15 protein-coding genes are annotated in these 12,539 nt (G+C 66.0%); 5 read left to right on the plus strand and 10 right to left on the minus strand.

The genetic code is table 11. The features are described 5' to 3' along the window. Positions 1 to 17: 17 nt before the first annotated feature. Genes C2847_RS03230 through C2847_RS03240 form a run of 3 tightly spaced genes read left to right on the plus strand, consistent with a single transcriptional unit; the run spans position 18 to position 3,083 of the window. On the plus strand, positions 18 to 1,220 hold the full coding sequence (locus C2847_RS03230; RefSeq protein WP_105317047.1) for an ABC transporter substrate-binding protein: 1,203 nt from the start codon (positions 18 to 20) through the stop codon (positions 1,218 to 1,220). A gap of 42 nt (positions 1,221 to 1,262) precedes the next feature. Continuing rightward, positions 1,263 to 2,093 carry an ABC transporter ATP-binding protein gene (locus C2847_RS03235; RefSeq protein WP_105317048.1) on the plus strand — a complete coding sequence of 277 codons (831 nt, stop codon included), beginning with the start codon at positions 1,263 to 1,265 and terminating at the stop codon, positions 2,091 to 2,093. A 48-nt stretch (positions 2,094 to 2,141) separates the two neighbouring features. Beyond that, positions 2,142 to 3,083, plus strand: coding sequence for an RluA family pseudouridine synthase (locus C2847_RS03240; RefSeq protein ID WP_164835624.1), 942 nt, complete (start codon positions 2,142 to 2,144; stop codon positions 3,081 to 3,083). Between the two features lie 30 nt (positions 3,084 to 3,113). Here C2847_RS03240 and lysN read toward each other — a convergent pair whose 3' ends face one another. From lysN to C2847_RS03285, 9 genes are all read right to left on the minus strand, one after another. Next, complete coding sequence (gene lysN / locus C2847_RS03245; RefSeq protein ID WP_105317049.1) at positions 3,114 to 4,307, minus strand: 2-aminoadipate transaminase; 1,194 nt, start codon at positions 4,305 to 4,307, stop codon at positions 3,114 to 3,116. Between the two features lie 25 nt (positions 4,308 to 4,332). Then, entirely contained in the window at positions 4,333 to 5,463 is a 1,131-nt protein-coding gene (locus C2847_RS03250) for a deoxyguanosinetriphosphate triphosphohydrolase (protein ID WP_105317050.1), read from the minus strand. Between the two features lie 3 nt (positions 5,464 to 5,466). Further along, entirely contained in the window at positions 5,467 to 6,693 is a 1,227-nt protein-coding gene (fabF, locus tag C2847_RS03255) for a beta-ketoacyl-ACP synthase II (protein WP_105317051.1), read from the minus strand. Positions 6,694 to 6,776: 83 nt separating this feature from the next. Then, positions 6,777 to 7,019, minus strand: a complete 243-nt coding sequence (gene acpP / locus C2847_RS03260; RefSeq protein WP_105317052.1) for an acyl carrier protein — start codon at positions 7,017 to 7,019, stop codon at positions 6,777 to 6,779. A gap of 53 nt (positions 7,020 to 7,072) precedes the next feature. Continuing rightward, complete coding sequence (gene fabG, locus C2847_RS03265; protein WP_105317053.1) at positions 7,073 to 7,810, minus strand: 3-oxoacyl-[acyl-carrier-protein] reductase; 738 nt, start codon at positions 7,808 to 7,810, stop codon at positions 7,073 to 7,075. Beyond that, complete coding sequence (fabD, locus tag C2847_RS03270) at positions 7,803 to 8,720, minus strand: ACP S-malonyltransferase (protein ID WP_105317054.1); 918 nt, start codon at positions 8,718 to 8,720, stop codon at positions 7,803 to 7,805. Before fabD ends, fabG begins: the two co-directional genes overlap by 8 nt. After that, on the minus strand, positions 8,720 to 9,688 hold the full coding sequence (locus tag C2847_RS03275) for a beta-ketoacyl-ACP synthase III (RefSeq protein ID WP_105317055.1): 969 nt from the start codon (positions 9,686 to 9,688) through the stop codon (positions 8,720 to 8,722). Before C2847_RS03275 ends, fabD begins: the two co-directional genes overlap by 1 nt. Before the next feature lie 90 nt (positions 9,689 to 9,778). Further along, the gene (gene rpmF / locus C2847_RS03280) at positions 9,779 to 9,961 is read right to left on the minus strand and encodes a 50S ribosomal protein L32 (RefSeq protein ID WP_105317056.1); all 183 of its coding nucleotides are present in this window, start codon (positions 9,959 to 9,961) and stop codon (positions 9,779 to 9,781) included. Between the two features lie 58 nt (positions 9,962 to 10,019). Next, the gene (locus C2847_RS03285) at positions 10,020 to 10,556 is read right to left on the minus strand and encodes a DUF177 domain-containing protein (protein WP_105317057.1); all 537 of its coding nucleotides are present in this window, start codon (positions 10,554 to 10,556) and stop codon (positions 10,020 to 10,022) included. Positions 10,557 to 10,640: 84 nt separating this feature from the next. On the opposite strand from C2847_RS03285, the gene rocF reads away from it, so the two are divergent. Then, entirely contained in the window at positions 10,641 to 11,531 is an 891-nt protein-coding gene (gene rocF, locus C2847_RS03290; RefSeq protein ID WP_208619927.1) for an arginase, read from the plus strand. 119 nt (positions 11,532 to 11,650) lie between these two features. After that, complete coding sequence (locus C2847_RS03295) at positions 11,651 to 12,091, plus strand: DUF2939 domain-containing protein (protein WP_279627865.1); 441 nt, start codon at positions 11,651 to 11,653, stop codon at positions 12,089 to 12,091. A gap of 3 nt (positions 12,092 to 12,094) precedes the next feature. Here the strand turns inward: C2847_RS03295 and C2847_RS03300 are convergent, their stop codons facing one another. Then, entirely contained in the window at positions 12,095 to 12,475 is a 381-nt protein-coding gene (locus C2847_RS03300) for a hypothetical protein (RefSeq protein WP_105317059.1), read from the minus strand. Positions 12,476 to 12,539: the final 64 nt, after the last annotated feature.

Consider the following 12,539-nt stretch of genomic DNA (forward strand, 5'->3'; position numbering starts at 1 on the left):
AATGGGAGGTGAGGCAGATGCGAAAACTCTGGTTCAGTCTACTGGCGACAGCGGGGCTGGCCTTGGGCCAGCAGCAGGTGACCATCCTGTGGTCGGGGGCCATCACCGGCCCCACCTCGGATGCGGGGGCTCCTTACGGGGCCGCGGTGGAGGATTACTGCAAGTACGCCAACGAGAAGAAGCTGATCCCCGGGGTGGTCCTGAACTGTCTGGTGCGGGACGACCAGTACAACAACGCCAACACCCAGCGCTTCTTTGAGGAGGCTTTGGACCGCTTCAAGATCCCCGTGTTCCTTTCCTACGCCACCGGGGCCAACCTGCAACTCAAGTCCCTGATCCAGGAGGTGAAGGTACCCACGATCCCCGCTTCCATGCACGTGGAACTCATCGACCCCCCCAACAACGACTACTTCTTCATTCCCACCTCCACCTACTCCGAGCAGGTGGTGGCCCTTTTGGAGTACATCGCCAAGCAGAAGAAGGGGGCTAAGGTGGCCTTGGTGGTGCATCCCTCTCCCTTCGGCCGGGCCCCGGTGGCCGATGCTCGGAAGGCGGCAGCCCAGCTGGGGCTCCAGATTGTGGATGTTCAAGAGGTGGGGGCGGGCAACCTGGACAACACCGCCCTCCTGAAGCGCTTTGAGGCGGCGGGGGTGGAGTACATTGTTCACCAGAACGTGGCTGGCCCCGTGGCCAACATCCTGAAGGACGCCAAGCGCCTGGGGCTGGACAAGAAGATGAAGCAACTGGGGGCCCACTACACCGGGGGGCCAGACCTCATCAACCTGGCAGGGGACGCGGCGGAGGGCTTCTTGTGGGCCACCAGCTTCTACATGTTCCACGAGGACGCCCCGGGTATCCGCTTGCAGAAGGAGCTTGGGCAGAAGTACGGGCGGCCGCAGGCCATCGTGGAGAGCGTGAACTACACCAACGGCATGCTGGCCACCGCCATTGCGGTGGAGGCCATGCGCCGGGCCCAGGAGCGGTTCAAGCGGATCACGGGGGAGACCGTGTACCAGGCCCTCATCGGCATGAACGGTCCCAACGCCTTTAAGCCCGGCTTTGCCGTTTCTACCAAGCAGGGCATTGAGATCGACTTCACCAAGAGCGAGCACACGGGGGCGGAGGGCTTGCGGATCCTCGAGGCCAAGGGGGGCCGCTTCATCCCCGTGACCGAGCCCTTCACCTCGGCCCTCTTCCGCAAGGTGCACTACGGGAAGTAAGCCTTCTGGCCCGGGGCTTGCCCCCGGGCCTTCTTCTACGCCATGAGCCTGAACCCCACGCGCCCCGAAGACTTAGGCCCCATCCTCCTTTTGGTCAACAACATCGAGGTGGTCTACCACGACATCATCCAGGTCCTGCGCGGGGTTTCCCTGAAGGTCCCCGAGGGGCGCATCACCGCCCTCTTGGGCCCGAACGGGGCCGGGAAGACCACCACCTTAAGGGCCATCTCCGGCCTCTTGATCCCCGAGGACGGGGAGGTGGTGAGGGGGGAGATCCTCTACCAGGGGAAGCCCATCCATAATCGCCCCCCCGAGGAGATCGTGAGGATGGGCATCGTCCAGGTGCTGGAAGGCCGGCGGGTTTTCAAGCACCTCACGGTGGAGGAAAACCTACGGGTGGGCACCTTGACCCGTAAGGACAGCCATCTTAAGGAGGATCTGGAGCGCATCTACCACTACTTCCCCCGCCTGTTCGAGCTCCGGCACCGCCTGGCCGGGTACTGCTCGGGGGGAGAGCAGCAGATGATCGCCATCGGCCGGGCCCTCCTGGCCAAGCCCCGGCTCCTCCTCCTGGACGAGCCCTCCTTGGGCCTGGCTCCCCTTTTGGTGCGGGAGATCTTTGACATCGTGGCCCGGGTGAACGCCGAGGAGGGGGTCACGGTTCTGGTGGTGGAGCAGAACGCCAGGGTGGCCCTTTCCATCGCCCACTACGGCTACATCATGGAGACCGGGCGGATCGTCCTAGAGGGGGACCGGGACTACCTTCTGGAAAACCCCGACGTGCAGGAGTTCTACCTGGGGGTGGCCAAAGGGGGTGGGCGCAAGAGCTTCAAGGAGGTAAAGGCCTACAAACGGCGGAAGCGGTTCATGTAGCCCGCCGCAGAACCCCGGCGTGGCGAGGGCCGCGCCGGGGCTCGTATCATGGAGAGCGTGGTGCGCTTTCGCACGGAGGGGGTGCGCCTGGACCAGGCGGTGGCCGAGGCCTGCGGGGTAAGCCGCAGCCGGGCCCAGGAGTGGATCGCCCAGGGCCGGGTCCAGGTGGGGGAAAAGGTGGTGGAAAAGCCCTCCTATCGCCTTAAGGGGGAAGAGGTGCTGGTGGTTCCCCTGGAAGAAAGGCCCTTCGTCGCCCCTCAGGACCTGGCCATCCCGGTGCTCTACGAGGACGAGGACCTCCTGGTCCTCAACAAGCCTGCGGGGCTTCTTACCCATCCGGCTCCCGGGGTATACACGGGCACCGTGGTTAACGCTCTGTTGGGGCGGTACTTCCCTCTCCAGGAGGCCGAGCGGCCCGAGGAGGTGCGTCCCGGCATCGTGCACCGCCTGGACAAGGACACCAGCGGGGTCCTGGTGGTGGCCAAGCATGGAGGGGCCCTCGAGACCCTGGCCAGGGCCTTCCGCGACAGGCTGGTGATGAAGCGCTACCTGGCCATCACCGAAGGCCACCCTCAGGAGGGTACCCTGATCGCTCCCATCGGCCGGCATCCTGTGGAGCGGCACCGGATGCACATCGGGGGGATTGCGCCCCGCTATGCGGAAACCGAGTTCCGGATCCTGGCCACCGCCGGACCCTACGCCCTGGTGGAGGCCCGGCCCCATACGGGGCGCACCCACCAGATTCGCGTCCACCTGAAGCATTTGAAGGCACCCATCCTGGGGGATGGGGTTTACGGCCGGGAAAGCCCCCACATCCCGCGGCAGGCCCTCCATGCCTATGAGCTTCGCCTTCCCCATCCTCGCACCGGGCGCATCCTGGAGTTTCTGGCCCCGGTGCCTGGGGATATGGTCCAGGCCTGGGAGGCTTTGGGGGGAAGGTGGCCCGAAGGCCTCGAGCGGGAGGAGGCCAGGGGGGCGGCAGGTACCTAAGGGGCATGGCCCCTGCTGGGTCCTTTCCCCTCAGACGGTGGCCAGCAGTCCCTTCACCGCCTTTCCAAGCCGCCTGATTCCTTCTTGGATCCTTTCCCGGTCCATGGTGGCGTAGGAGAGCCTCAAGGTGTTCTCCCCGCCCCCGCCCGCGAAGAAGGGGCCTCCGGGCACGAAGGCCACGTTCTCCTCGAGGGCCTGCCGGAAAAGGGCCTCGGCGGAAAGCCCCTCGGGAAGGGTCATCCAGACGAACATCCCTCCCTTGGGCCGGGTATAGGCCACCTCCTTGGGCATCTCCCGGTCCAGGGCCTCCAGCATGGCCTGGGCCTTGGCCTTGTAGGTGGTACGGATCCTTTCCAGGCGTTCCGGGAAGCCCTCCTTCACCAGCTCGTGCACCAGGATCTGGTTGAGGACCGGGGTGTGCAGGTCCACTCCTTGCTTGGCCTGGGTGAGCTTGAGGATCACCTCGGGCTGGGCCATCACGAAGGCCACCCGGAGACCCGGGGCCAGCACCTTGGAGAAGCTGCTCAGGTAAATGACCCCGGGATAGCCCGCCTCCCGGGCCAGTTCAAAGAGGCTTGGCAGGCGGCTTTCCCCAAAGTAGAGCTCCCGATAGGCGTCGTCCTCCACCACCACCAACCCCCGTTCCATGGCCATTTCCAGAAGGCGCCTGCGGGCTTCCAGGGGCATGAGCCCCCCGGAGGGATTCTGGAAGGAGGGGATGAGGTAGAGGAAGCGGGGGTGCTCCTGGTCTAGGGCTTCCTCCAGGGCCTTGAGGTCTGGCCCCTCTTCCCCGGCCGGCACCGTGAGGAAACGGGGGCCATAGGCCCGGAAGGCCTGGATGGCCCCCATGTAGCTGGGGGCTTCCAGGAGCACCGGGCTTCCCTCGTCCAAAAAGACCTTCCCCAGAAGGTCCAGGGCCTGCTGGCTTCCCGTGGTGATGAGGACCTCCTCCGGGCTCACCCCAAGCCACTCTGCCACCCAGGCTCTTAAGGGGAAGTAGCCCTCCGTGGGCCCGTACTGCAGGGCCACCTCGCCCTTTTGCCTTAGGATCTCGGCCGCCTTGGCCGCCGCCTCCTCCTTGGGGAAGAGCTCGGGGGCGGGAAGCCCTCCCGCGAAGCTCAGGATGCCAGGCCGCTGGGTGAGCTTTAAGAGCTCGCGGATGGTGGAGGCCTGGATGCGCCTGGCCCGTTCGCCAAAAAGGGTATTCCAGTTCAGGGTTTTCACCTACCCATTTTAGCCCCTGGGGCCTTTAGGGAAAGAGCTTCCGGTAGGCCTCGAGGGCGTACCGGTCCGTCATCCCGGCGATGTAGTCGCACACGGCCCGCTCCAGCCCCTCCTCGGGGATGCGGGCCTGGACCTCCTGGGGCAGGATCTCAGGGTACCGAGTGTAGGTGTAGAAAAGATTCTCCAGAACGATTTCCGCCTTGCGCCTCTCCCTCAGGACCTCGGGGTGGCGGTAAAAGCGCTCCATGAGAAAGGCCTTGAGTTCCCGGTGAGCCCGCTCGGCCTCAGGGGTGAGGGCGGCCAGGCGTTCAGGATGCCGGCGCACCTCCTCCGGGCTCCTCACCCCGGCCCCTTCCACCCTTTGGTGGGTGGCCTCTATGGAGGCGGTGATGAAAAAGCCCAGAAGCTGGCGCACCAGGATCCGGCGGGAAAGCTCGGTTAGCTCCATGAGGTCCAGGCCTTCTTCCCGGGCTAGCTCCGCCAGGAAGGGCACCCCGGTGAGCTCTTGGGGGCGAAGGAGGCCGCTGCGGAGCCCGTCGTCCAGGTCGTGGGCCGCATAGGCGATGGCGTCGGAAAGGTCCACCACCTGGGCCTCGAGGGTGCCCCTGCCCTCGTACGCCGGCTTGAAGCCGGGGGCGTAGGCGGCCTCGTGGGTGGCGATTCCCTCCAGGACCTCGTGGGTGAGGTTCAAACCCTTAAAACCGGGGTAGCGTACCTCCAGCTGGGTGAGGATCCTAAGGGCCTGGGCGTTGTGCTCAAACCCCCCGTGGCCTTGCATCAGCTCGTTCAGGACCTTCTCCCCCGTGTGGCCGAAGGGAGGGTGGCCCAAGTCGTGGGAGAGGGCGATGGCCTCGGTGAGGTCCTCGTTGAGGCCCAAGACGCGGGCGATGGACCGGGCCACCTGGACCACCTCGAGGGTATGGGTAAGGCGGGTGCGGTAGTAATCCCCAGCCCAGTTGGGGAAGACCTGGGTCTTGTACTCCAGGCGGCGGAAGGCGGTGGTGTGCAGGATGCGGTCCCGGTCCTTTTGGAAGGGGGTGCGGTAGGGGGACTCGGGTTCCGGGTATTTCCGCCCCCGGGTGTCCCGGGCCTTCTGGGCATAGGGCGCCAGTCTTTCCGCCTCCAGATCTAGAAGCCTTTCCCTGGAGTAGAGCATCCCCTAGATCCGTTTGAAGAGGAGCACGGCGTTCTGGCCGCCGAAGGCGAAGGAGTTGGAGAGGGCGTAGGCCACCCTGGCCTCCCGGGGCTCGGGCACGAAGTCCAGGTCCAGCTCGGGGTCGGGGTCCTCCAGGTTGATGGTGGGGGGGATGACCCCGTGGTAGAGGGCTTGGACCGTGGCGATGGCCTCAATGCCGCCCGCGGCCCCCAGGAGGTGGCCGGTCATGCTCTTGGTGCTGGAGACCATAAGCCTCTTGGCGTGCTCCCCGAAGACCTCCTTGATGGCCAGGACCTCCGCCCGGTCCCCCGCGGGGGTGGAGGTGCCGTGGGCGTTGATGTAGCCCACTTCCTCGGGGTTCACTCTGGCGTCCAAAAGGGCGCGGCGCATGGCTAAGGCGGCACCTTTGCCCTCGGGGTGGGGCTCGGTGATGTGGTGGGCGTCGGCGCTCCGGCCAAAGCCCACCAGCTCGGCGTAGATCCTGGCGCCCCGCCTCCTGGCGTGCTCGTACTCCTCCAGCACCAAGACCCCAGCTCCTTCCCCCATCACGAAGCCATCCCGGCTTAGGGTGAAGGGGCGGCTGGCCTTGGTGGGCTCCTCGTTCCGGGTGGAAAGGGCCCGCATCACCGCGAAGGCCCCGATGGCCATGGGGGTGATGGCGGCCTCCGTGCCCCCGGCGAGGACGACGTCGGCTTCCCCCAGCTGGATCATGCGGAGGGCGTTTCCGATGGCATCCGACCCCGTGGCGCAGGCGGTGACCGCGGTGGAACTGGGTCCCATGAAGCCGTAGCGCATGGCGATGTGGGCCGAGGCCATGTTGGCGATCATCATGGGGATGAAGAAGGGGCTTATCCGGTTCGGGCCCCGCTCCAGGAAGACCTTGCTTTGGGCCTCCCAGGTTTCCATGCCCCCGATGCCCGTGCCCACCAGGGTGCCCACCCGCTCGGGATCCAGGGCGCTGGGCTCCAGCCCCGCATCCTTCAGGGCCAGCTCGGCGGCGATCAGGGCGTACTGGACAAAGCGGTCCAGGCGCCTAAGCTCCTTTTTGTCCATGAACTCCTCGGGATTGACGTCCACCTCGGCGGCGATGCGCACCGGCAGGGCCGAGGCCTCAAAGCGGGTGATGGGGCGTACCCCGCTTTTTCCAGCCAGCTGGGCCTTATGGTAAGCTTCCGCCCCCACGCCGATGGGGGTTAAGGGTCCTAGGCCGGTAACCACCACGCGTCGCATGGGGGTAGTATACCCTGCTCACCTCTGAAAAACGGGAAACGAAGCGCCAAAGGCGCCCCGTTTTTCCAAGCATGGCCTTGGGCTTAGCCCCGCTTGGCCTGGATGTAGGCCACCGCATCCTTCACGGTGCGGATCTTTTCGGCCTCCTCGTCGGAGATCTCCAGGCCGAACTCGTCCTCGAGACCCATGATGAGCTCCACGGTGTCCAGGCTGTCCGCCCCCAGGTCCTCGATGAACCGGGCCTCGAGGGTGATCTTCTCGGGTTCCACCGAGAGCTTGTCCGCAATAACCGCTTTGACCTTTTCAAAGATTTCCTGCTCCGTCATGAAAACCTCCCTTGGGGATTTTACCACGGGGTATAGCCCAGGGCCCGGCTCCTTCAATGGGGGGTAAGCCCCCCGTCCACGCACAGGGTCTGGCCGGTGATGTAGCCCGCGGCCTCGGAGACCAAAAAGGCCACCGCCTCGGCCACGTCCTCCGGCCGGCCGAAGCGGCCTGCGGGGATGCTTTTCAGGTAGGCCTCCCGCACCTCGGGCGGAAGCTTTTCCGTCATCTCCGTTTCGATAAACCCGGGGGCCACGGCGTTCACCGTGATCCCTCGGGCGGCGTACTCCTTGGCCACCGCCCGGGTGAAGCCGATAAGCCCCGCCTTGGAGGCCACGTAGTTGGCCTGGCCAGGGTTGCCCAGAATGCCCACCACGCTGGTGATGTTCACGATGCGCCCGAAGCGGGCCTTCATCATGAGCTTGATGGCCTCGCGGGTGGTGCGGAAGACCGCGGAGAGGTTGGCTTCCAGCACGGCTTCCCAGTCCTCGTCCTTCATGCGGATGAGGAGGGTGTCCCGGGTGATGCCGGCGTTGTTCACCAGGGTGTCCAGGCCCCCCAGGATCTCCGCTGCCCCGTGGACCAGACCCGTGGCGGCTTCCGCCTCCAGGAGGTTGGCCCCCAAAACCCCCACCAGGGGGCTTCCGAGCCTCCTGGCCTCCTCCGCCACCTCTTCCGCCTTCTCCCGGTTCTGGCCGTAGTGGATCACCAGGGCGTAGCCTTCTTTGGCCAGCCTCAGGGCGATGGCCCGGCCGATGCCCCGGCTGGCCCCCGTCACCAGTGCCTTACGCATCCTCCACCTCCAACGCCTTCCTTACCCCTTCCGGGTCCCCCACGGAAAGGGCCTGGGCTTCCTTTAAGGTGCGGGCCACGAGGCCTTTGAGCACCTCCCCGCTTCCGAACTCCAGGAAGCGCCTTAGGCCCCGCCTTTCCATGTCCAAGAGGATCTCCACCCAGCGCACGGGGGCGGTGATCTGCAGGAGAAGGAGCTCGCGGATCCTCTCAGGGTCCTCCTCGGGCCTAGCGGTCACGTTGGCGTAAACGGGGAAGCGGGGCCTTCTGAGCGCCACCCGGGCCAGGTCCTGGGCCAAGCGCTCCCGGGCCGGGGCCATGAGGGAGGAGTGGAAAGGGGCGGAAACGGGTAGGAAGACGATGCGGGCTCGCCTTGCCTTCAGCCTTTCCGCCGCCTGCTCCACCGCCTCCTTCTTGCCGGAGATCACCGTCTGCTCGGGGCTATTCAGGTTGGCGATCTCCACCCCCTCTAACCCCTCCAAGGCTTCTTGGATAGCTTCCAGGGTAAGCTTGAGGACCGCGGCCATGGCCCCTTCCCCGGGGGGCACGGCCTCCTGCATGTACCGGCCCCTCAGGCGCACCAAGCGGAGGGCGTCTTCCAGCTCTAGGGTGCCTGCGGCCACGTGGGCCGTCCATTCCCCCAGGGAGTGTCCGGCGGCCAGGGAGGGTTCGGCTCCCCCTTCCGCCCGAAAGGCCCGGTAGGCGGCATAGCCCACCGCCAGGAGAGCGGGTTGCTGGTTTTCCGTGAGGGTGAGGGTTTCCTCGGGTCCTTCCCACATGAGCTTAAGGAGGCCGGGCAGGGTAGCCTCGGCCCGGTCCAGCGCCTCTTTGGCGGCGGAAAAGGCCTCGTAGAGGGCCTTTCCCATCCCCACTCGCTGGGAGCCCTGTCCCGGGAAAAGGGCGGCGTACATCAAGCTCCCCCCCAGGTGATTACGGCAGCTGCCCAGGTGAGCCCAGCCCCGAAGGACACCAGAAGCATGTGGTCCCCTTCCCGGATGCGGCCCTCGTCCACGGCTTCCTTGAGGGCCAGAGGGATGGAGGCGGTGGAGGTGTTGCCGTAGCGGTCCACGTTCACCACCACCCGCTCCCAGGGAAGGCCCAGGCGCTCCCGGGCGGCGTCGATGATCCGGAGGTTCGCCTGGTGGGGCACAAAGACCTTGATCTCCTCAGGGGTGAGGCCGGCCTTTTCTATGGCCTCGAGGGTGGCGGTGTTCATCACCCGCACGGCGAACTTGAAGACCTCCCGCCCGTTCATGTAGAGGCGGTTGCGCATGGGGGTTCCGTCGGGAAGCCTGGGGGCCACGCAGGCGTGGTAGAGCTCCTTGGCCCCGTTGCCGTCTGCCCCCAGCACGAAGGAGCGGAAGCCGAAGCCTTCCCGCACCCTTCCCACCACCGCCGCTCCCCCGGCGTCCCCGAAGAGGACCGCGGTGGCCCGGTCGTTCCAGTCCACGATCTTGGAAAGGGCCTCGGCTCCCACCACCACGACCTTTCGGGCCAGGCCCGCCTCCACCATGGCGTGGGCCTGGGCCAGGGCGTAAAGCCAGCCCGGGCAACCCGCCAACAGGTCGTAGGCAAAGCCCTGGAGGCCGAAGCGGGCCTGGACCAGGGCGGCGGTGGCGGGGAAGAGGGCATCTGGGGTGTTGGTGGCCACGATGACCCCGTCTACCCCTTCTAAGGCCCCCGGGTGCCGCCTGAGGAGGTCCTCCACCGCCTTGAAAGCCAGGTCCGAGGTGTACTCGTCCTCGGCGGCGATGCGTCGTTCCCGGATGCCCGTACGGGTCACGATCCACTCGTCGGAGGTGTCCAGATAGGCCTCGAATTCCTCGTTCTTCATGACCCTCTCGGGGGCGTAAGCCCCCAGGGCCAGGATGCCGCTCATACCTGACCTCCCGTCATGGGCACCACTATACCCACTGGCAGCGAAAAAAGTTGAGGCCCCAGGTTCCGGGGCCCCTTATGTTGACCCGGTCTAGACTTCTAGAACCTTGCGCCCGTCGTAGTAGCCGCACTCCGGACAGACGGTGTGCGGAGGCTTCATCGCCTTGCACTCGGGGCAGGGAACCAGGGTCGGGGAGGTCAGGGCATGGTGGCTCCTGCGGGCATCGCGCCGCGCCTTAGAGGTCTTCTTCTTGGGTACAGGGTGCTTGGCCATCTCCAGTCCTCCAGGGGGGCTTGGCCCCCGCTAAACCCCTGGTAGTATAGCAGACCCGCTAAAGTTCGGGAAGGAGGTCCTTAAGGCCCAGGAGGGGGTGGTGGACCTCCGGCTCGTGGCCGCAGTCCACCAGGTTGCGGTCCGCCCCGCAGACCGGGCAGAGGCCCTTGCACCCTTCCTCGCAGAGGACGGTGTAGGGCATCTCCGTCACGAAGGCCTCGGTGAGGAAGGGAAGAAGGTCCAGGTCGGGCTCGCCAAAGGCGTAGTACTCCTCCTCTTTCTCCTCGTGGAAGACCACCTCTTCTAGGCCTTGCTGGTAGCGGAGGAGGTGCTGGAAGTGGGCGTGGATGGGGGTGGGGGTGGGCTTGAGGCAGCGGCGGCACTCCATGAGGACCACGCCCTCCACCTCGCCCGAAAGCCAGTACTCGTTGCCGCCCACCGAGGAAACGGCCACCTTCCAGGAAGCCTCCCCCGCCAGGGGGAAGCGTTCCTCGCCCACCCAAAATGCTTCCCGCACCACGCCTGCGGCGCGGGCCGTACCTCCTTCCCGCAAGAGGCGGGCCAGGTTGATGCTTGCCACCTCGCGGTGTTCCATCCTTTTAAGTATAGCGCCAAAGGCCTCTTCCTCCTAGGGGGTCGGCATAAAGTTCCCAAGCGGTGCATGGGGTTTTCTGCTAGCATGCCCCCCATGGAGCGGGTGGCCATCCTGGGTGTGCCCATGGACTTAGGTGCAGGCCGGCGTGGGGTGGACATGGGGCCTTCCGCCCTGCGCTATGCCCGGCTGGCGGAGGAGCTCGAGGCCCTGGGCTTGGCGGTGGAGGACCTGGGGGACGTGCGGGTACCCGTGGCGGAAACCCTCAGGCGAAAGGGCTTGCGCTTGGGCAGGGAAAACTACTTGGAGGAGATCCGCCAGGCGGCCCTCGAGCTCAAGGAGCGGCTCCGCTCCTTGCCGGAGGGAGTATTTCCCATCGTGCTGGGCGGGGACCATTCCCTGAGCATGGGTTCGGTGAGCGGGGTGGCCAAGGAGCCCTTGGGGGTGGTCTGGGTGGATGCCCATGCGGATTTCAACACCCCCGAGACCAGCCCCAGTGGAAACATCCACGGTATGCCCCTGGCGGTGCTCTGCGGGCTTGGGCATCCCCGCCTCACCGAGGTCTTCCAGGCGGTGGACCCCAAGAGGGTGGTCCTGGTGGGGGTGCGGAGCCTGGACCCAGGGGAGAAGCGGCTCCTTCGGGAAATGGGGGTTACCGTTTACACCATGCACGAGGTGGACCGCCTGGGGGTAGCCCGCATCGCCGAGGAGGTTCTGGAAAGGCTTGCCGGCCTGCCCCTCCACGTTTCCTTGGACGCCGACGTCCTGGACCCCGCCCTGGCTCCCGGGGTGGGGACCCCCGTGCCCGGGGGCCTTTCCTACCGGGAGGCGCACCTCCTCATGGAAATCCTGGCCCATTCGGGCCGGGTGCAAAGCCTGGACCTGGTGGAGGTGAATCCCATTTTGGACGAGCGCAACCGCACGGCAGAGATGATGGTGGGGTTGGCCTTAAGCCTCCTGGGTAAAAGGATCCTCTGAAGCCCTAACAGGATGGATGGGCCTCCGGGGCCTGCGCGAGGCGGTGGCTGGGCAGTAGGGCCTCCTTTATGCTACGCCCATGAGGCGCTGGTTCCTCGGGGGGGGTTGTGGTTTTGGGGGTGGGGGGTTATCTCCTGCTTTCCCCCTTTTTTGCGTTAAGAGGTTTGGTGGACGCCGTGGAGCGCCAGGATGTTCAGGCCCTGGAGCAGTATGTGGACTTCCCCCGGGTGCGGGAGGCGCTGAAGGTGGACCTCCAGGCCAGCTTGATGCGAGAGATGCAAAAGCAGAAGGACGCTTTCGCGGCTCTTGGCCTGCTGTTGGCCGGGGGTATGGTGAACGCTTTGGTGGATGCTCTGCTCACCCCGGAGGGCCTAGCCAGCCTCGGCACCGGAAAGGAGCCCGGCCAGGCCCCGCTGGAGGAGGTGCGCCACTGGAAGCTTCGCTTCCTGGGCCTATCCCGCGCCTTTGTTTACCATGAGGCCGACCCCCGTTCGGGCCTGGTCCTGGAGCGGCAGGGCTGGCGTTGGCGGGTGGTGCGGTTCCAGGTGCCCCTGGAGTGAGGGTTAGCCCAGACGTCGCCGCAGGGTGCTTCCCAGGAGATGGCCCCTCAGGTAGGCAGGGAGGAGCTGGGGGTGGGAAGGGGCTGCCTTGCGGTGGCTGAGGGGTTCCAGAGCGTTCCTGGCCCACTCGCTCACCAGCACGGGAAAGTCCCAACCCGTTTCCAGGAAATAGGCTTCGGCTTCACGCCAAGCGCCATCCAGGCGGCGAAAAAAGGCGGCAAAGTCTTTGGGGGGCGGAGCTTCGGGCCAGAGAAAGCCGCTCACCACCCCCAGGAGCCAGGCCCCCTTGAGCTCCTTGGAAAGGGCCTGGGCCCCCTGGGCCACGTAGGCCAGGGGGTCTTTCCGCAGGAGCTCCTGGGGCAGGTGGGCCAGAGGATCCTCCATGGTTTGCTTTCACTTTAGGCCCAGGGAAGCGTGAAGACAAGGGGGGCCTCGAGGCCCCCCTTGG

Origin of the sequence: Thermus tenuipuniceus (genome assembly GCF_002964845.1) — a bacterium.
Lineage (GTDB): Bacteria > Deinococcota > Deinococci > Deinococcales > Thermaceae > Thermus > Thermus tenuipuniceus.

Excerpts from the sequence above, each read along its gene's own strand:
- C2847_RS03230 (WP_105317047.1), top strand. The coding sequence starts at position 18 with ATGCGAAAACTCTGGTTCAGTCTACTGGCGACAGCGGGGCTGGCCTTG.
- C2847_RS03235 (WP_105317048.1), top strand. The coding sequence starts at position 1,263 with ATGAGCCTGAACCCCACGCGCCCCGAAGACTTAGGCCCCATCCTCCTT.
- C2847_RS03240 (WP_164835624.1), top strand. The coding sequence starts at position 2,142 with ATGGAGAGCGTGGTGCGCTTTCGCACGGAGGGGGTGCGCCTGGACCAG.
- C2847_RS03250 (WP_105317050.1), bottom strand. The coding sequence starts at position 5,463 with ATGCTCTACTCCAGGGAAAGGCTTCTAGATCTGGAGGCGGAAAGACTG.
- fabF (WP_105317051.1), bottom strand. The coding sequence starts at position 6,693 with ATGCGACGCGTGGTGGTTACCGGCCTAGGACCCTTAACCCCCATCGGC.
- acpP (WP_105317052.1), bottom strand. The coding sequence starts at position 7,019 with ATGACGGAGCAGGAAATCTTTGAAAAGGTCAAAGCGGTTATTGCGGAC.
- fabG (WP_105317053.1), bottom strand. The coding sequence starts at position 7,810 with ATGCGTAAGGCACTGGTGACGGGGGCCAGCCGGGGCATCGGCCGGGCC.
- fabD (WP_105317054.1), bottom strand. The coding sequence starts at position 8,720 with ATGTACGCCGCCCTTTTCCCGGGACAGGGCTCCCAGCGAGTGGGGATG.
- C2847_RS03275 (WP_105317055.1), bottom strand. The coding sequence starts at position 9,688 with ATGAGCGGCATCCTGGCCCTGGGGGCTTACGCCCCCGAGAGGGTCATG.
- rpmF (WP_105317056.1), bottom strand. The coding sequence starts at position 9,961 with ATGGCCAAGCACCCTGTACCCAAGAAGAAGACCTCTAAGGCGCGGCGC.
- C2847_RS03285 (WP_105317057.1), bottom strand. The coding sequence starts at position 10,556 with ATGGAACACCGCGAGGTGGCAAGCATCAACCTGGCCCGCCTCTTGCGG.
- rocF (WP_208619927.1), top strand. The coding sequence starts at position 10,641 with ATGCCCCCCATGGAGCGGGTGGCCATCCTGGGTGTGCCCATGGACTTA.
- C2847_RS03300 (WP_105317059.1), bottom strand. The coding sequence starts at position 12,475 with ATGGAGGATCCTCTGGCCCACCTGCCCCAGGAGCTCCTGCGGAAAGAC.